This window comes from Bradyrhizobium sp. MI1.7, assembly GCF_055811795.1.
This window is the reverse complement of record NZ_JBVVPO010000100.1, coordinates 5,134-20,427: the sequence shown is the minus strand read 5'-3', so window position 1 is coordinate 20,427 and position 15,294 is coordinate 5,134. Positions and strand designations below refer to the sequence as shown.

The 15,294-nt window shown below is 64.7% G+C and carries 16 protein-coding genes; 12 read left to right on the top strand and 4 right to left on the bottom strand.

The features are described from left to right. From AC0L3X_RS43210 to AC0L3X_RS43190, 5 genes are all read left to right on the top strand, one after another. On the top strand, window positions 1-243 hold a 243-nt coding region (locus tag AC0L3X_RS43210), incomplete at its 5' end, for a chemotaxis protein CheW (RefSeq protein WP_473317443.1). A 32-nt stretch (window positions 244-275) separates the two neighbouring features. Beyond that, window positions 276-662, top strand: coding sequence for a response regulator (locus AC0L3X_RS43205; protein WP_018321619.1), 387 nt, complete (start codon window positions 276-278; stop codon window positions 660-662). Between the two features lie 59 nt (window positions 663-721). Further along, the gene (locus AC0L3X_RS43200) at window positions 722-1,603 is read left to right on the top strand and encodes a CheR family methyltransferase (RefSeq protein WP_071908599.1); all 882 of its coding nucleotides are present in this window, start codon (window positions 722-724) and stop codon (window positions 1,601-1,603) included. Window positions 1,604-1,605: 2 nt separating this feature from the next. After that, window positions 1,606-1,923 (top strand): hypothetical protein, encoded by a 318-nt coding sequence (locus AC0L3X_RS43195; protein WP_014490546.1) that lies wholly within the window; start codon window positions 1,606-1,608, stop codon window positions 1,921-1,923. A 155-nt stretch (window positions 1,924-2,078) separates the two neighbouring features. Then, a complete protein-coding gene (locus tag AC0L3X_RS43190) occupies window positions 2,079-2,582 on the top strand; it encodes a response regulator (RefSeq protein WP_063980464.1) in 504 nt (167 codons plus the stop codon). Between the two features lie 54 nt (window positions 2,583-2,636). Here the strand turns inward: AC0L3X_RS43190 and AC0L3X_RS43185 are convergent, their stop codons facing one another. Further along, window positions 2,637-2,927 (bottom strand): hypothetical protein, encoded by a 291-nt coding sequence (locus AC0L3X_RS43185; protein WP_063980465.1) that lies wholly within the window; start codon window positions 2,925-2,927, stop codon window positions 2,637-2,639. A 149-nt stretch (window positions 2,928-3,076) separates the two neighbouring features. On the opposite strand from AC0L3X_RS43185, the gene AC0L3X_RS43180 reads away from it, so the two are divergent. After that, complete coding sequence (locus tag AC0L3X_RS43180) at window positions 3,077-3,712, top strand: response regulator transcription factor (RefSeq protein WP_063980466.1); 636 nt, start codon at window positions 3,077-3,079, stop codon at window positions 3,710-3,712. Window positions 3,713-3,867: 155 nt separating this feature from the next. Here AC0L3X_RS43180 and AC0L3X_RS43175 read toward each other — a convergent pair whose 3' ends face one another. From AC0L3X_RS43175 to AC0L3X_RS43165, 3 genes are all read right to left on the bottom strand, one after another. Further along, on the bottom strand, window positions 3,868-7,368 hold the full coding sequence (locus tag AC0L3X_RS43175; protein WP_063980467.1) for a PAS domain S-box protein: 3,501 nt from the start codon (window positions 7,366-7,368) through the stop codon (window positions 3,868-3,870). A 67-nt stretch (window positions 7,369-7,435) separates the two neighbouring features. Beyond that, a complete protein-coding gene (locus AC0L3X_RS43170; RefSeq protein ID WP_063980468.1) occupies window positions 7,436-7,849 on the bottom strand; it encodes a response regulator in 414 nt (137 codons plus the stop codon). Between the two features lie 205 nt (window positions 7,850-8,054). Then, window positions 8,055-8,765 carry a GntR family transcriptional regulator gene (locus AC0L3X_RS43165; protein ID WP_063980469.1) on the bottom strand — a complete coding sequence of 237 codons (711 nt, stop codon included), beginning with the start codon at window positions 8,763-8,765 and terminating at the stop codon, window positions 8,055-8,057. Between the two features lie 94 nt (window positions 8,766-8,859). Between AC0L3X_RS43165 and AC0L3X_RS43160 the strand changes: the two genes are divergently transcribed. The 6 genes from AC0L3X_RS43160 (at window position 8,860) to AC0L3X_RS43135 (ending at window position 15,254) form a co-directional block, all read left to right on the top strand. Further along, window positions 8,860-9,879 carry an ABC transporter substrate-binding protein gene (locus AC0L3X_RS43160; protein WP_063980470.1) on the top strand — a complete coding sequence of 340 codons (1,020 nt, stop codon included), beginning with the start codon at window positions 8,860-8,862 and terminating at the stop codon, window positions 9,877-9,879. Then, complete coding sequence (locus tag AC0L3X_RS43155) at window positions 9,879-10,640, top strand: ABC transporter ATP-binding protein (protein WP_063980471.1); 762 nt, start codon at window positions 9,879-9,881, stop codon at window positions 10,638-10,640. The genes AC0L3X_RS43160 and AC0L3X_RS43155 overlap by 1 nt, the downstream gene beginning before the upstream one ends. 11 nt (window positions 10,641-10,651) lie before the next feature. Further along, entirely contained in the window at window positions 10,652-11,515 is an 864-nt protein-coding gene (locus tag AC0L3X_RS43150) for an ABC transporter permease (RefSeq protein ID WP_063980472.1), read from the top strand. Then, complete coding sequence (araD, locus tag AC0L3X_RS43145) at window positions 11,512-13,251, top strand: L-arabinonate dehydratase (RefSeq protein ID WP_063980473.1); 1,740 nt, start codon at window positions 11,512-11,514, stop codon at window positions 13,249-13,251. Before AC0L3X_RS43150 ends, araD begins: the two co-directional genes overlap by 4 nt. Before the next feature lie 117 nt (window positions 13,252-13,368). After that, window positions 13,369-14,088: a ribonuclease activity regulator RraA gene (locus tag AC0L3X_RS43140; RefSeq protein WP_063980474.1), complete on the top strand. Its 720-nt coding sequence runs from the start codon at window positions 13,369-13,371 to the stop codon at window positions 14,086-14,088. A gap of 74 nt (window positions 14,089-14,162) precedes the next feature. Next, complete coding sequence (locus tag AC0L3X_RS43135) at window positions 14,163-15,254, top strand: SMP-30/gluconolactonase/LRE family protein (RefSeq protein ID WP_063980475.1); 1,092 nt, start codon at window positions 14,163-14,165, stop codon at window positions 15,252-15,254. The last annotated feature ends 40 nt before the right edge of the window (window positions 15,255-15,294 follow it).

Sequence of the window (15,294 nt, the reverse complement as noted above, 5' to 3'; positions counted from 1 at the left end):
GACGGCAAGACCCCGATGGCGGTCGGCGTCGACCTGCGCGGTGAATCCTACGGCCTCCTGATCGACCAGATCGGCGAGGTGCTGCGGCTCGCCGAGGACAACAAGGAAGAAAACCCCGTCAACCTCGATCCCCGCATGGCCAAGCTCGCCGGCGGCGTCCACCGCCTCGACGGGCAGCTCATGGTCGTCCTCGACGTCGATCGCGTCCTCGAGCTTAAAACCGAAGTACAAATGGCTGCCTGAGCTAACCGAAACATCGAAGCCGGAGAACCAAAATGAAGACATGTTTGGTGGTCGATGATTCCAGCGTCGTGCGAAAGATCGCGCGCCGGATCCTGGAAGGCCTGGAATTCGAAGTCACCGAGGCCGAGGACGGCTCGAAGGCGCTGGAGATCTGCCAGCGGCAGCTGCCCGATGCGGTGCTGCTCGACTGGAACATGCCCGTGATGGACGGCTTCGAGTTCATGGGCCACATGCGCCGCCTGCCCGGCGGCGACCAGCCGAAGGTGGTGTTCTGCACCACCGAGAACAACGTGGCTCATATCGCCCAGGCGCTCAGCGGCGGCGCCAACGAGTACATTATGAAGCCCTTCGATAAAGACATCATCGCCGACAAATTCGCTGAAGTCGGCTTGATCCCGGTCGGACAAGCCATGGTCTGAGTATCTGGCCCGAGCGTTTCAGCCAGAGTGTCCCCAGTACAGCTTCCGAGAGGCTATCCGTGACCCCGACCGAGTATGAGTATCTGCGTAAGTTCCTGAGGGATCATTCCGGACTCGACCTGTCCGCAGACAAGCAATATCTGATCGAAAGCCGGTTGTTGCCGCTCGCCCGCAAGGCCGGGCTCTCCGGGATCGGCGAGCTCGTGCAGAAGCTGCAGGGCGGCTCGAGCGCGCTCGTCACCAGCGTGGTCGAAGCCATGACCACCAACGAGACCTTCTTCTTCCGCGACAAGGTCCCGTTCGATCATTTCCGCGACACCATCATGCCTGAGGTCATCAAGGCGCGCGCCGGCCGACGGAGCGTGCGCATCTGGTGCGCCGCCGGCTCGACCGGGCAGGAGCCCTATTCGCTCGCGATGTGCCTGAAGGAGATGGGCGCGGCCCTGACCGGCTGGCGCGTCGAGATCATCGCGACCGACCTGTCGCAGGAGGTGCTCGAGAAGGCCAAGGCCGGCATCTACAGCCAGTTCGAGGTGCAGCGCGGCCTGCCGATCCAGATGCTGATGAAATATTTCAAGCAGACCGGGGAGACGTGGCAGATCAATCCCGAGCTGCGCGCGATGATCCAGCACCGGCAGCTCAACCTGCTGCATGATTTTGCCCAGCTCGGCACCTTCGACGTCATCTTCTGCCGCAACGTGCTGATCTATTTCGACCAGGACACCAAGATCAACATCTTCAACCGCCTCGCCCGCCAGATCGAGGGAGACGGCTTCCTGGTGCTGGGTGCAGCCGAAACCGTGGTCGGACTGACCGACACGTTCAGGCCGATCCCGGATCGTCGCGGCCTCTACAAGCCGAACGATCCGCGTGCAGCGGCAACCAAACCGGCTCTCGCCGGCGCCGCGCCGCCGCGCATGGCGGTGTTGGCAGGACGATAGGCATGGCAGAGGATGGCAAGGGCGCGGAGCGCGTCACGTTCAGTCGTGGCTATGATGTCTGCATCATGGCGATCGATGGCACGTGGCGGCGCGACTGCAAGCTCAATGCGATTTCCGACACCGACGCCATCCTCACGGTGGACGGCTCGATCCAGGGATTGAACCTGAAGGAATTCTTCCTGCTGCTGTCGTCGACCGGGCTCGCCTATCGCCGTTGCGAGCTGGTGCGCGTCAACGGCGCCGAAATGGACATCCAGTTCCTGCGCGGCAAGAACCGCAAGAAGCGCGGCGCCGCCGGCGGCCGTGACGAGGCAGCGTGATCGCCAAATAGGCCTCGTCCCGCGCGCCCCGTCGCCGCTTTCCGAGACGTTGGTTCATATTTGCTAAAACATCCGGACGAATTCGCCGCACCGGCTTTACGTGGCCTAAGCGCGAGCCGTGTAGCAATTGCCCGTCTCAATCTCAGGATACGGCAATGCCCCGAAGTTCCCTCTCCCCCATCCCGTCAAATCTGCCCGACGTCGCCGAGCGGCGTGCGCTTCAGCTCCTGGTGGTCGACGACGACGCCACGCAGCGCAGCCTGATCACGGTCGCCGCAAAGCAGGCCGGCCATGAAGTCACGGTGGCGCCGTCCGTCGCCGAGGCGATCGAGAAGCTCCGCGCCGCCCGCTTCGACTGCGTGACGCTCGATCTCGTGCTGGAGGATGGCGACGGCATCGACGTGCTGCGCGAGATGGCGGCGGCGAAATTCGCAGGCCATGTGATCGTCATCAGCGGTATGGACGGCAAGCGCCGCAGCGCCGCCCGCAGCTTCGCCCGTTCCGTCGGGATTCAGCTCCAGGGCCTGCCGAAGCCGCTCGATCTCGCGGCGCTGCGCATCAGCCTCGCCAATCTCGGCAAGACCGCAATGGGGCTGCCGGCGATCCACACCTGGGGTGGCGTCGCCACCGACGCGATCGTGGAACGGCACCGCGCCTGAGGCGCGGAGCTGCCATGCGATCGGACGCGGGCACTGCGCCGCGTCGGTCGCAATTCAAGCCGGATTGCCGGATTCAGACAGGTATTGCAGGGCGTGGCCGAGGCCTGCCCGGCAGGCGTTGAGAGCGGCGTTCGCGGTGGCATAACGCGGCGTGACGTCGTCGAGTATGAAGACGTCGGCGGAACCTTCCGGATCGTTGCTGTGTTCTTGATCCATGGCTGCGGCGATCCGGCGCATACTGGTCTCGATCTGTGCGATCAGCAAGCGAAGGTCTGCGGCGATCAATCGTTGGCTGTCGGCCTCGGATGTCGCGACCAGCGGCGGCGTATCGGCCAAATTTAGCATGGATATTCTCCGTCTCCTGCAATTAGGCGCAATGCCGCTACTTGTGCGTTAAGTCTATGTCCCGTACAAATACGGGTGGGCCGAATCCGCGCCGAACGCCATAACGGTTGGCGCGGACGCGAGTCCGTAATGCCAACTGGATGTGGCACATGGCCGAGCAAACCTCTCGTGGTGAAATCTTCGTGGTCGACGACGACCCTGCGGTTCGCGACACCTTGTCGATGGTGTTGAAGGCGGCGGGTTATGAGGTGATCTGTTTTGCGGACGGCGCAGCGCTGCTCTCCGTCGCGCGGAACCGTACGCCGGCTGCGATCCTGCTCGACGTGCACATTCCCGGAAAGTCGGGCCTCGACATTCTGAACGAACTGCAGGGCGAAGATTATCCGGCGCCGATCTTCATGATCTCCGGGCAGGGCGACATCTCGATGGCGGTGGGCGCCATCAAGAGCGGCGCGCTCGATTTCATCGAAAAGCCGTTCCGCGGTAGCGAGATCGTCGGCCGGCTGGACGAGGCGATCGGAGCCTATGCACGCAGGCAGGCAGAGAGCGTATCGCCGAAATTCTCTTCGCTGCACTTCCCCGGACGCGAGCCGTTGACGCGGCGCGAACGCGAGGTGCTCGAGCAGTTCGCTTCCGGTGCGTCCAACAAGGAAGCCGGCCGCACGCTCGGCATCAGCCCGCGCACCATCGAGGACCATCGCGCCAACATCATGAAGAAGCTCGGGGCGCGCAACGCCGCCGATCTGATCCGCATCGTGATGACTGCGGCCCAGCGCGCATCGTAACGCTCGCCATCCTCTCGTGCTCCGGACGCAGCGCGTCATGCAATGATGCGCTGCTGAGCCGGGGCCCATATCTCTCCAATTTCACGGCTGACAGTTCTGGGTCCCGGCTCTGCGCCGCAGCGTTGCACGCTGCGCCTTGTCCGGGACACGGTTCCTCAACTGCTCAGCGCCTTGCGGATGATCCGCGCCAGATCGGATTTGCGATACGGCTTCGCCAGCAGCAGCACGCCTAAATCCAGCCGGCCGTGATGGATGATCGCGTTCTCCGTATAGCCTGAGGTGTAGACCACCCTGAGGTCCGGACGCGTCTTCGACACCTCGTCGGCAAGCTGCCGTCCGTTCAACTTGCCGGGCATGATGACGTCGGTGAACAGCAGGTCGAACGGCTTGCCGGTGGCGACGATCGCGAGCGCCTCCGCGGCGTTCGCGGCCTGCAAGGTGACGTAGCCGAGCGAATGCAGCTGCGCCAGCACGTAGTCGCGCACCAGCCGGTCGTCCTCGACCACGAGGATCGTCTCGTGTCCGCCCTCGATCGTCGACGGCGTCACGCCTTCGCCCACGGCCGCGGCCGTCTTGCCGGGCGGCAGATACATCTTGATCGTGGTACCGTGGCCTTCCTCGCTGTAGATCTTGATGTGGCCCGTGGACTGCTTGATGAAGCCGTAGACCATCGAAAGCCCGAGCCCGGTGCCCTTGCCCGGTCCCTTCGAGGTGAAGAACGGATCGAACACCCGGGCCAGCATGTGCGCAGGAATGCCGGTGCCGGTGTCGCTCACGGCGATCAGCACATAGTGTCCGGGCCTGACGTCGTTGACGCTGGCATAGACCTCGTCGAGATAGGCGGCGCCGGTCTCCACGATCAGCTTGCCGCCGCCGGGCATGGCGTCACGGGCATTGAGCGCGAGGTTGAGGATCGCGGTGGTGAGCTGGTTGGGGTCGACGATCGCGACGCAGCTCTCGTCCTCGAACACCGATTCGATCTGGATCTGCTCGCCCAGCGTCGGGCGTAACAGCTTTGCGGTGTCGATGATCAGCGCGTTGATGTCGACCTCGCGTGGCTGCAGCGGCTGCTTGCGCGCGAAGGCGAGCAGGTGCTGGGTCAGCTCGGCGCCGCGCCCGGCGGCCTCGTCGATCATCTTCGTGATCGCCGCAAGCTCCGGCTCCTTCGCCACCGCGTCGGCCAGGATCTCGATCGTCCCGGTGATGACGGTGAGGATGTTGTTGAAGTCGTGCGCCACGCCGCCGGTGAGCTGGCCGACAGCCTCCATCTTGTCGGCGTGGCGGATGCGCTCCTCGGACGCGATCTTGTCGGTGAGGTCGCGGTAGAACACGTTGAACAGAATGCCTTCGCGGCGTTTCAGCGCCGTGACGCTCAGCTCGGCCCTGAATTCTTTGCCGTCGCGACGGCGAACCGTGAGCTCGCGGCGGCGGTTGAGCGTCTGGCCGTCCTGGGACTCGAGGAAGCGCGCGAGGCCGGCCTTGACCCGCTCCCGCTCGCTCTCGGCGACGATGAGGTCGACCCCATTCCTGCCCAGCGCTTCGTCGCGCCGCCAGCCGAACAGCTCCTCGGCCCGCGAGCTCCAGTTCAGGATGGTGCTGCGCTCGTCGGTCTGGACGAAGGCGTCGAGCGCGGTCTCAACGATATTGCGCGCGAGCAGCTCGCTTTCGCGCAAGGACTCTTCCGCGCGCCGCGCCTCGGTCATGTCGCGTCCGACGAAGAAGAAGCGTTTGGCCTGATCTGACCAGTTGCCGAGCCAGGACAGCCAGACCTCGCGTCCGTCCTTGTGGATGCAGCGGGTGTCGGCGAGCCTGGGGTGCCCGCCGCGCCGCAGCGCGCGCATCTCCTCGCGGGATTGCTCGAGATGCGCGGGATGGATGAAATCGACGCCGCTGCGGCCGATCATCTCGTCCGGCGGGTAGCCGAGCACGGCTTGGCTGCTCGGGCTGACCTGCACGATATGGCCCCGCGAATCCATGATCATGATCAGATCTTCCGAGGCGTCGAACAGCTGCCGCCGTTCCTCGATCTGCTGTTGCAGCGCGCGCTCGGTCCGTCGCGCATCGGTCAGGCGGCGCGCCGTGCCGGACGCGCCGATGATCTCGCCCGAATCGTCCCTGATCGGTGACAGGCTCACCGAGATTTCGACCGGACTGCCGTCTTTGCGCAGGCGCACCGTTTCGAAGTGCTCGATCCGCTCGCCCGTCGCAATCCGCCGCAGATAGTCCTTGCCCTCTTCGCGGCGATCGGGTGGCAGGAGGATCAAGGTCGGCTGTCCGACCGCTTCCTCGGCCGTATAGCCGTAGAGGCGCTCGGCCGCCGCATTCCAGCCGATGACGATGCCGTCGAGCGTCTGCATCACGATCGAATCGTCGGAGGATTCGACGGCCGCGCTGAACAGGCGTTCGCGGACGGCAAGCTGGTCGCGCGCGGCCTCGGTGCGCCGCCGCTCTTCGACCTCATGCTCCAGCGCTGCCGTCTTCGCCCGCATTTCATCGATCAGACGGGCAAATGCCCGCGCCAGCACACCGGTCTCGCCGGGGGCGTCGGTTGGAATTCTGATGGAATTGTCCCGACCGAGCCACTCGACCGCCGCAGTGAGCTGCCCGATCGGCCGGGTCAACGACCGCGCCAGCAGCACGGCCAGTATGGCGGCGACCAGCACCGCGATGAGGCCGATCGTGATGGTCGATTTCTCGATGGTGACGGCCGGCGCCATGAAGACGGCGTTGGGCACGACGCGGATGACACCGACCCACTGGTCCTCGGCCAGGATTGCGGGCGCGATCGCGGTGCCGCTCGGCTTGCCGTCACTGCCCGGCACGACCTGGGTCGCACCCAGCGTCGATCCGGTGATGGCTGCGAAATAGGGGAAGTCGTCCTGCCAGCGTGTTGGTGTCCCCAGTTGCGAACCGAACTCGCGGGTGCGATCCGGATGCACGAGATAATCGCCGTTGCGGCCGACCACATAGACCGCTTCACCGTTCCGGATCGATATCCTGATCCGGTCGAACACCTGGCGCATGTCGACATTGACGACGACGATGCCGAACAGCCGGTGATCGGACCCAAACAGGGGCGCCGCGACGCGCAAGGTCGGAACATAGGGCATCTGAACCACGCCGTCGTCGACGTCCAGTTCGACCGGGGAGACGCTGACCTGGTCTTCTGCCAGCTTGATCGCCGCCTGGAAGAAGGAGCGCTCGCCCTTGTTCTGCAAGGCATCGTCGGGAACTGCTCGCACCGCTCCGTTCGGGCCGGAGCGGTCGACGCGCAGATACTCGACGCCGTCGGCACCGATGATACGGAATTTTGCGTAGGCCGGGTTGGCGCCGACGTCGGCCACGAGGCGCGTCAGCAAGCGGTCGCGCCAGGTCTTCTCCGAGAGGTGATCGACCGGATCGACCCCGTCGTTGAAATGGGCATCGATCATGCCGCGCGCGGCGGCACGGGAGCGGAACGTCGCAACGTCGGCGCGGGCGCCGTTCACATGCGCTTCGAGTTGCGAGGCCAGGAGCCGTGAGTGGCCCTCGATACGGTCGAGCACGCGCGGCAGGAAGGCTTGCTCCAGGCTGTAATGGCTCAGCCATCCGACAGCGGCGACCGCAGCCGCGACCAGCAGGATCATTGCGATGGCCAGCCGGGTCGCGAGGGTCATTTCGGCCTTCGCGCTGCGTCGCGAGCGGTCCCGAATGTCCTGCTACGCTGCAACATGGATCGCCCCGTCATCGGCTGCCGGAGGCGGCATTGGCTAGCGGCGCGGATGTGAGGCAGCCGTCGACAGCGGCGAGCAGGGCGTCCGGCCGGAACGGCTTCTGCAGACTTGCGACCGCGCCGAGCTTGGTCGCCATCTTCAGAAAGTCCGGCTCGGCATAGGCGTCCGGCGCGACGGCGCGGCCGGAAATGACGATGATCGGAAGGGTCGGCTGCAGCACCCGGATGTGGCGCATCGTCTCCAGTCCGTCCATGCCGGGCATGAATATGTCGAGGAACAGGAGGTCGAACCGGCTCGCCTCGAACAGCGCAAGCCCCGTGTGGCCGTCGCCGGCGGCGGTGACGTGATGGCCGGCCCTCTCCAGGATCAGCCGGATCGTGATCTGCACGGCCGGGTCGTCATCCACAATCAGGATGTTGGCCACGTCTGAAACCCTCCGGGCCGGATGGGACGTTCCAGCGACCCCAAATCAAAACATCAAATGCGAAATTGTTGCGCGGTTTCCGTCCGGCCTGCAAGCACTTCGCGGCCGACACCTTGTCCGCCTCGCGCGATTTCGGCGAGGTCGGTCATATGCATGCTTACGTGCACATGCGGTCCCTGACGCACGCCCGGATCGTGTCGCGGGCCTAATCGGTCAGGTATTCGGGATGGTGGCTCCGGATCTTGTCGAGCTCGCTGAGCGTGCCCGACAGGTGCTTGCGCAGATGCTGTTGCGCGGCATCGGCCTCTCCGGCCTCGATCGCGCGCGTGATCAGCTTGTGGTGGCGGACGATGTTCTGGGCCTTGCCGGGCGAGGGCAGATGCAGCCGGCGCAGCCGGTCGATATGCCCGCTGCGGCTGCGCACCAGCGTCCACAGGTCTTGCTTTCCGGCGGCGGCGTAGAGCTGGGCGTGAAAATCATTGTCGGCGGCGATGAAGCTCTCGAAGTCCCCGGCCTTGGCGAATTGCTGCTGGAGCGCGATCGCGTGGTCAAGACGGATGACCAGGGCCTGGTCATGTTGTTCCGCGAGCATCCGGACGATTTCGAGCTCCAGCGCCTGGCGCAGGAAATGGGCCTGCTCGGCGCGGCCGACGTCGACTCGGCTGACCACGGTCGCGTGCTGCGGAAACACGTCGACGAGCCCTTCCTCCTCCAGCCGCATCAGCGCATCGCGCACCGGTGTCGAGCTGACGCCGAACTGGCCGGCGAGCTCGGCGCGTGACAGGGGGGCGCCCGGCGGCAGTTCCAGGGCGATGATCGCATTGCGCAGCCGCTCGAACACCTGCGGCGCGGCCTGGCGGGCGCGATCGAGCCGGGCGGGTCGTGCCGCGCGCAGCGCGGTATGGGTTGCTTCCATGTCGGGTCCCGCGGGCTTGCCTTTGATGCACTAATATATTAGTGCATCAGCAGGGTCAACGCAGCTCGACGCTGGCCGGAGGAAACACACAACAATGATCAAGCATCTTCGTAGCAAGCTTGCGGCTGCCGCCCTGATCGCCGCAACCGTCCTGCCGGTATCCGCGGCGCATGCGCAGCAGAAATCCGAGATCTCGCTGTCGCGCCAGCCCGGCATTTTCTACATGCCGAGCCACATCATGGAAAAGCAGAAGCTGATCGAGAAGCACGCAGCTTCGCTCGGCGTACCCGGCGTCACCACCAAATGGGTGACCTTTTCCGGCGGCGGCGCGCAGACCGATGCGCTGCTCGCCGGCGGCGTCGACATCCTCAACACCGGCACCGGCAATCTTCTGTTGCTGTGGGACCGCACCCGCGGCGGCGTGAAGGGCATCGTCGCGACCTCGGCGCAGCCGATGACGCTGATCAGCCGCGATGCCAACATCAAGTCGATCAAGGATCTTGGTCCGAGCGACAAGATCGCGGTGCCGACCGTAAAAGTCTCGACCCAGGCGATCGTGCTTCAGATCGCGGCCGCCGAGGCCTTCGGTGCCGACCAATGGTCGAAGCTGGACGCCAACACCGTGCAGCTTGGCCATCCCGACGCCTATGCGGCGCTGTCCAATTCGAAGCACGAGGTCCACACCCACTTCTCGATCCCGCCTTTCACCTTCCTCGAGCTGAAGAACGTGCCGGGCGCGCATGTCGTGCTGAACTCGCCGGACGTAATGGGCGGCCCGCTGAGCCAGGCCCAGTTCTTCACCACGACGAAATTCGCCGACGCCAATCCGAAGATCATCCAGGCGGTGCGCGATGCCACCAAGGAAGCGCAGGATCTGATCCGCAGCGACACCAAGCAGGCGGTCGAGATCTACAAGGAGATCACCGGCGACAAGACCTCGGTGGAAGAGCTGCTCGATCTCCTCAAGGAGCCCGGCATGATGGAATGGAATCTCGAGCCGCAGGGCACGATGAAATTCGCAGCCCATCTGTTCAAGACCGGCACACTGAAGATGCAGCCCAAGGCCTGGACCGACTATTACCTCCCCGTCGCGCACGACCTGAAAGGCAACTGATGGCGCTGCTCGACGTCAACGGGGTGACGCTGCGCTACAAGACCTCCAGCGCCGTCGTTACCGCCACCGAAAGGGTCAGCTTCACGGTCGACAGGTCCGACCGCTTCGTGCTGCTCGGGCCGTCCGGCTGCGGTAAGTCGACCCTGCTCAAGGCCGTCGGCGGCTATATGACGCCGAGCGAGGGCCGCATGACCATCAACGATCGCGAGATTCATGGTCCGGGCGCGGACCGCATGATGATCTTTCAGGAGTTCGACCAGCTGCTGCCCTGGAAGAGCGTGCTTGCCAACGTGATGTTCCCGCTGCTGACCGCGCGAAAGCTGTCGCGCAAGGACGCCGAGGCCCGCGCACGGGCCTATATCGAGAAGGTCGGCCTCACCCGCGTCGTCGACGCCTATCCGCACACGCTGTCCGGCGGCATGAAGCAGCGCGTCGCGATTGCGCGCGGCATGGCGATGGAGCCCGATATCCTGCTGATGGACGAGCCGTTCGCCGCGCTCGACGCGCTGACACGGCGCACCTGCCAGGACGAGCTGCTTCAGCTCTGGAGCGAGACCAAATTCACGGTGCTGTTCGTGACGCATTCGATCGCGGAAGCGATCCGCATCGGCAACCGCATCCTGCTGCTGTCGCCGCATCCCGGCCGGGTCAAGGCCGAGGTGGTCGACGTCGACAAGGTCTCGAATGGAGACGGCAGCGCCGGCCGGCTGGAGAAGGAGATCCACGATCTCCTGTTCGCGGCCGAAGCTGTGGCGCATTGAGGGAGCCTGTCATGGGCGAGGCGAGAATATTGCTGCGCGACGCGTCGGTTGCCGCGACCGGCGGTGCGGGCGAGGTCGAGCGCAAGCTGAGCGTGCCGGAGCTGTTGTGGAACGACGGTTTTGTCCGCAAGACCGTCATCATCCTGTTTCTGGCAGCGGTCTGGGAAGCCTATGGCGTCGCCCTCGACAATCCGCTGCTGTTTCCAACGCTGCACGACACCATCGTGACGCTTTGGGACCGCGTGAAAGACGGCACCATTCCGATGCGCGCCTGGGCTTCGCTGAAAGTCCTTTTCATGGGCTATTCGGCCGGCATCGTGCTCGCCGCGATCTTCACCGTGCTCGCCATCTCGACGCGGATCGGCACCGATTTCCTCGAGACTGTTACGGCGATGTTCAACCCGTTGCCGGCGATCGCGCTGTTGCCGCTCGCCTTGATCTGGTTCGGGCTCGGCAATGGCAGCCTCGTCTTCGTGCTAATCCATTCGGTGCTGTGGCCGGTCGCGCTCAACACCCATTCCGGCTTCAAGAGCGTGTCCAACACGCTGCGCATGGTCGGGCGCAATTACGGCCTGCGCGGGCTGCCTTATGTCGCGAAAATCCTGATCCCGGCGGCGTTCGGCTCGATCCTCACCGGCCTCAAGATCGGCTGGGCCTTTGCATGGCGCACGCTGATCGCGGCCGAGCTGGTGTTCGGCGTGTCCTCGGGGCAGGGCGGGCTCGGCTGGTTCATCTTCGAGAACCGCAATCTCCTCGACATACCCGCAGTGTTCGCGGGCCTCTTGACGGTGATTATCATCGGGCTTTTTGTGGAGAACCTGATCTTCCGCGCCATCGAGCGGAATACCGTCCAGAAATGGGGCACCCAATCATGACCAAGAAGAAAATCACGCCCGACCAGCTCCGCAGCGCGCGCTGGTTCGCGCCCGACGACCTCCGCTCGTTCGGCCACCGCTCCCGCACGATGCAGATGGGCTACGCCCCGGAGGAGTGGAAGGACCGCCCGATCATCGCGATCCTCAACACCTGGTCGGACGCGCAGCCCTGCCACATGCACTTCAAGTCGCGCGTCGACGACGTCAAGCGCGGCATCCTGATGGCCGGCGGCCTCCCGCTGGAGCTGCCGGCGCTGTCACTGTCGGAATCGCTCTTGAAGCCGACCACGATGCTCTACCGCAACCTTCTGGCGATGGATGCCGAGGAGCTGTTGCGCAGCCATCCCGTGGACGGCGTGGTGCTGATGGGCGGCTGCGACAAGACCACGCCGGCGCTGCTCTTGGGCGCGACCTCGATGAACATTCCCGCGATCTATCTGCCCGCGGGTCCGATGCTGCGCGGCAATTGGAAGGGCAAGACGCTCGGCTCGGGCTCCGACGGTTGGAAATACTGGGACGAGCGGCGCGCCGGCAAGATCTCCGACAAGGACTGGCTCGATATCGAAGCCGGCATCGCGCGGAGCTACGGCACCTGCATGACCATGGGCACCGCCTCGACCATGACCGCGATTGCCGAGGCGATCGGCATGACGCTGCCCGGCGCCTCCTCGATTCCGGCCGCCGACGCCAACCACATCCGCATGGCGTCGGAATGCGGCCGGCGCATCGTCGAGATGGTGTGGGAGGATTTGACGCCGAAGACGATCCAGACCCGCAAGGCGTTCGAGAACGCGATTGCGGTCGCCATGGCGATGGGCTGCTCGACCAACGCGATCATCCATCTGATCGCGCAGGCCCGCCGCGCCGGCCTCGACATCGGCCTCGACGATTTCGAGAAGGCGAGCCGCAAGGTGCCCGTGATCGCCAACGTCCGACCGAGCGGCGATGCCTATCTGATGGAAGACTTCTTCTATGCCGGCGGCCTGCCGGCGCTGATGAGCCAGATCAAGCCGCATCTGCATCTCGACTGCATCACCGTCACCGGCCAGACGGTCGGCGAAAACATCGAAGGCGCCGAAGTGCACAATGCCGATGTCATCCGCGGCGTCGATAACCCCATCTACAAGGAAGGCGCGCTCGCCGTGCTCAAGGGCAATCTCGCGCCCGATGGCTGCGTCATCAAGCCGAGTGCCTGTGCGCCGCGCTTCCTCAAGCACACCGGGCCTGCGCTGGTGTTCGACGACTATCCGTCGATGAAGAAGGCGGTCGACGATCCCAACCTCGATGTCACCGAGGATCACATCCTCATCCTGCGCAATGCAGGGCCGCAGGGCGGGCCGGGCATGCCGGAGTGGGGCATGCTGCCGATCCCGACCAAGCTCGTGAAGCAGGGCGTGCGCGACATGGTGCGGATCTCGGACGCGCGCATGAGCGGCACCAGCTATGGCGCCTGCATTTTGCACGTTGCGCCCGAATCCTATGTCGGCGGCCCGCTGGCGCTGGTGCGGAATGGCGACCGCATCACGCTCGACGTCGCCGCGCGCACTATCAACCTCGATGTGTCCGAAGCCGAGCTCGAAAAGCGTCGCGCCGCCTGGAAGCAGCCCGAGCGCCGCTTCGAGCGCGGCTATGGCTGGATGTTCACCAAACACATCAAGCAGGCCAATGACGGCTGCGACTTCGACTTCCTGGAGACCGATTTCGGCGCGCCGATCGGCGAGCCGTCGATTTACTGACCGTCGTTCCGGGGCACGCGTAGCGCGAACCCGGAACCCATTTCACCGCGTTGCGTGCGGCCCGATGGATTCCGGGCTCGCCGCTGCGCGGCGCCCCGGAATGACAAGAGGATACACATGACAAAACTCACCGAAGCCACCCGCACAAAACTCAAATCCGTCTCCACCGCCACCGTCGCCACCGCGCTGTTCAAGCGCGGGCTGCGCATCCAGATGATCCAGGACGTGCACCCGCTCGGCGCCGACCAGCCGACCATGGTCGGCGAGGCCTTCACGCTGCGCTACATGCCGGCGCGCGAGGATCTCAACACCATCGACGTCTTCAAGGACCGCTCCCACCCGCAGCGCAAGGCGATCGAGGATTGTCCGCCCGGCAGCGTGCTGGTGATGGACAGCCGCAAGGACGCGCGCGCGGCCTCGGCCGGTGCGATCCTGGTGACGCGATTGATGAAGCGCGGCGTCGCCGGCGTCGTCACCGACGGCGGCTTTCGCGATTCCGCCGAGATCGCCAAGCTCGGCATCCCCGCCTATCACCATCGCCCCTCGGCGCCGACGAATCTCACGCTGCACCAGGCGATCGAGATCAACGTACCGATCGGTTGTGGCGATGCGCCGGTATTTCCGGGCGACGTCATTCTCGGCGACAGCGACGGCGTCATCGTGATCCCCGCGCATCTCGCCGACGAGATCGCGAACGAAACCTTTGAGATGACGGCGTTCGAGGATTTCGTCACCGAGGAAGTCGGCAACGGCCGCGGCATTTTTGGGCTCTATCCCGCCACCGATCCGCAGACGCTCACCGACTTCGCGGAATGGCGGAAGAAGAACGGCCGCTAGGTCGAAGCTAAGTCACGTCAAGAAACGAGCCGGCGCATCAAGCGCCGGCCTTTTATCGAGCAGGGAGGATACTTATGAATCTCACGCGACGTAGTCTCATGGCCGGCGCCGGTGCGGCGGCGGCGTCCGCACTTCTCGCCCGCACCGCCGGTGCCCAGTCGTTTCCGTTCACGCCCAACCAGCGCTACCCCGATCCCGCCGTCCAGATCCTCGATCCGAGCTTTGGAAAATACCGGCTCTATTCCTCAACGGTCGAGCAGGTCGCGACTGGCATGCGCTGGGCCGAAGGCCCCGCTTATTTCCCCGAGGGCGGTTATCTCCTGTTCTCGGACATTCCCAACAACCGGATCATGAAGTTCGACGAGAAGACCGGGCAGACCAGCGTGTTCCGCGCCAACGCCAATTACGCTAACGGCAATGCGCGCGACCGCCAGGGCCGCCTCGTCACTTGCGAGCACTCCGTCACCCGCCGCATCACCCGCACCGAGAAGGACGGCAAAATCACGGTTCTCGCCGACAAGTTCGAGGGCAAGCGGCTGAACGCGCCGAACGACATCGTGGTGAAGTCCGACGACAGCATCTGGTTCACCGATCCCTTGTTCGGCATCAACGGCGAGTGGGAAGGCAACAAGGAGAAGTCCGAGCAGGCCACCACCAACGTCTATCGCATCGCCAAGGACGGCAAGATCAGCGCCGTCCTCACCGACCTCGTCAATCCCAACGGCCTCGCCTTCTCGCCGGACGAGAAGAAGCTCTACATCGTCGAATGGAAGGGCACGCCCAACCGCAGCATCTGGAGCTACAATGTCGGCGACGACGGCAGCTTGAGCGGCAAGACCAAGCTGATCGATGCCGCCGACCAGGCCTCGCTCGATGGTTTTCGCGTCGATCGCGACGGCAATCTCTGGTGCGGCTGGGGCTCCAACGGCGCGCTGCAATCCGAACCCACCGACATCGGCGGCCGCAAGGTCTTTCAGCTCAGGGGCAAGTCGGAAGATCTCGACGGCGTGATGGTGTTCAACGCGGACGGCAAGCCGCTCGCCTTCATCAAGCTGCCCGAACGTTGCGCCAACCTCTGCTTCGGCGGCCCGAAGAACAACCGGCTTTATATGGCGAGCAGCCACTCGGTGTATGCGCTGTACGTCGAGGCGCATGGGGCGGTGTGAGGCAGAGCTGACCAGCTAAGCTGCCGTAGGGTGGGCAAAG

Bases quoted from the DNA above. Each gene is read 5' to 3' on its own strand.
- AC0L3X_RS43205 (WP_018321619.1), top strand. From the start codon at position 276: ATGAAGACATGTTTGGTGGTCGATGATTCCAGCGTCGTGCGAAAGATC.
- AC0L3X_RS43195 (WP_014490546.1), top strand. From the start codon at position 1,606: ATGGCAGAGGATGGCAAGGGCGCGGAGCGCGTCACGTTCAGTCGTGGC.
- AC0L3X_RS43190 (WP_063980464.1), top strand. From the start codon at position 2,079: ATGCCCCGAAGTTCCCTCTCCCCCATCCCGTCAAATCTGCCCGACGTC.
- AC0L3X_RS43185 (WP_063980465.1), bottom strand. From the start codon at position 2,927: ATGCTAAATTTGGCCGATACGCCGCCGCTGGTCGCGACATCCGAGGCC.
- AC0L3X_RS43180 (WP_063980466.1), top strand. From the start codon at position 3,077: ATGGCCGAGCAAACCTCTCGTGGTGAAATCTTCGTGGTCGACGACGAC.
- AC0L3X_RS43175 (WP_063980467.1), bottom strand. From the start codon at position 7,368: ATGACCCTCGCGACCCGGCTGGCCATCGCAATGATCCTGCTGGTCGCG.
- AC0L3X_RS43165 (WP_063980469.1), bottom strand. From the start codon at position 8,765: ATGGAAGCAACCCATACCGCGCTGCGCGCGGCACGACCCGCCCGGCTC.
- AC0L3X_RS43160 (WP_063980470.1), top strand. From the start codon at position 8,860: ATGATCAAGCATCTTCGTAGCAAGCTTGCGGCTGCCGCCCTGATCGCC.
- AC0L3X_RS43155 (WP_063980471.1), top strand. From the start codon at position 9,879: ATGGCGCTGCTCGACGTCAACGGGGTGACGCTGCGCTACAAGACCTCC.
- AC0L3X_RS43150 (WP_063980472.1), top strand. From the start codon at position 10,652: ATGGGCGAGGCGAGAATATTGCTGCGCGACGCGTCGGTTGCCGCGACC.
- araD (WP_063980473.1), top strand. From the start codon at position 11,512: ATGACCAAGAAGAAAATCACGCCCGACCAGCTCCGCAGCGCGCGCTGG.
- AC0L3X_RS43140 (WP_063980474.1), top strand. From the start codon at position 13,369: ATGACAAAACTCACCGAAGCCACCCGCACAAAACTCAAATCCGTCTCC.
- AC0L3X_RS43135 (WP_063980475.1), top strand. From the start codon at position 14,163: ATGAATCTCACGCGACGTAGTCTCATGGCCGGCGCCGGTGCGGCGGCG.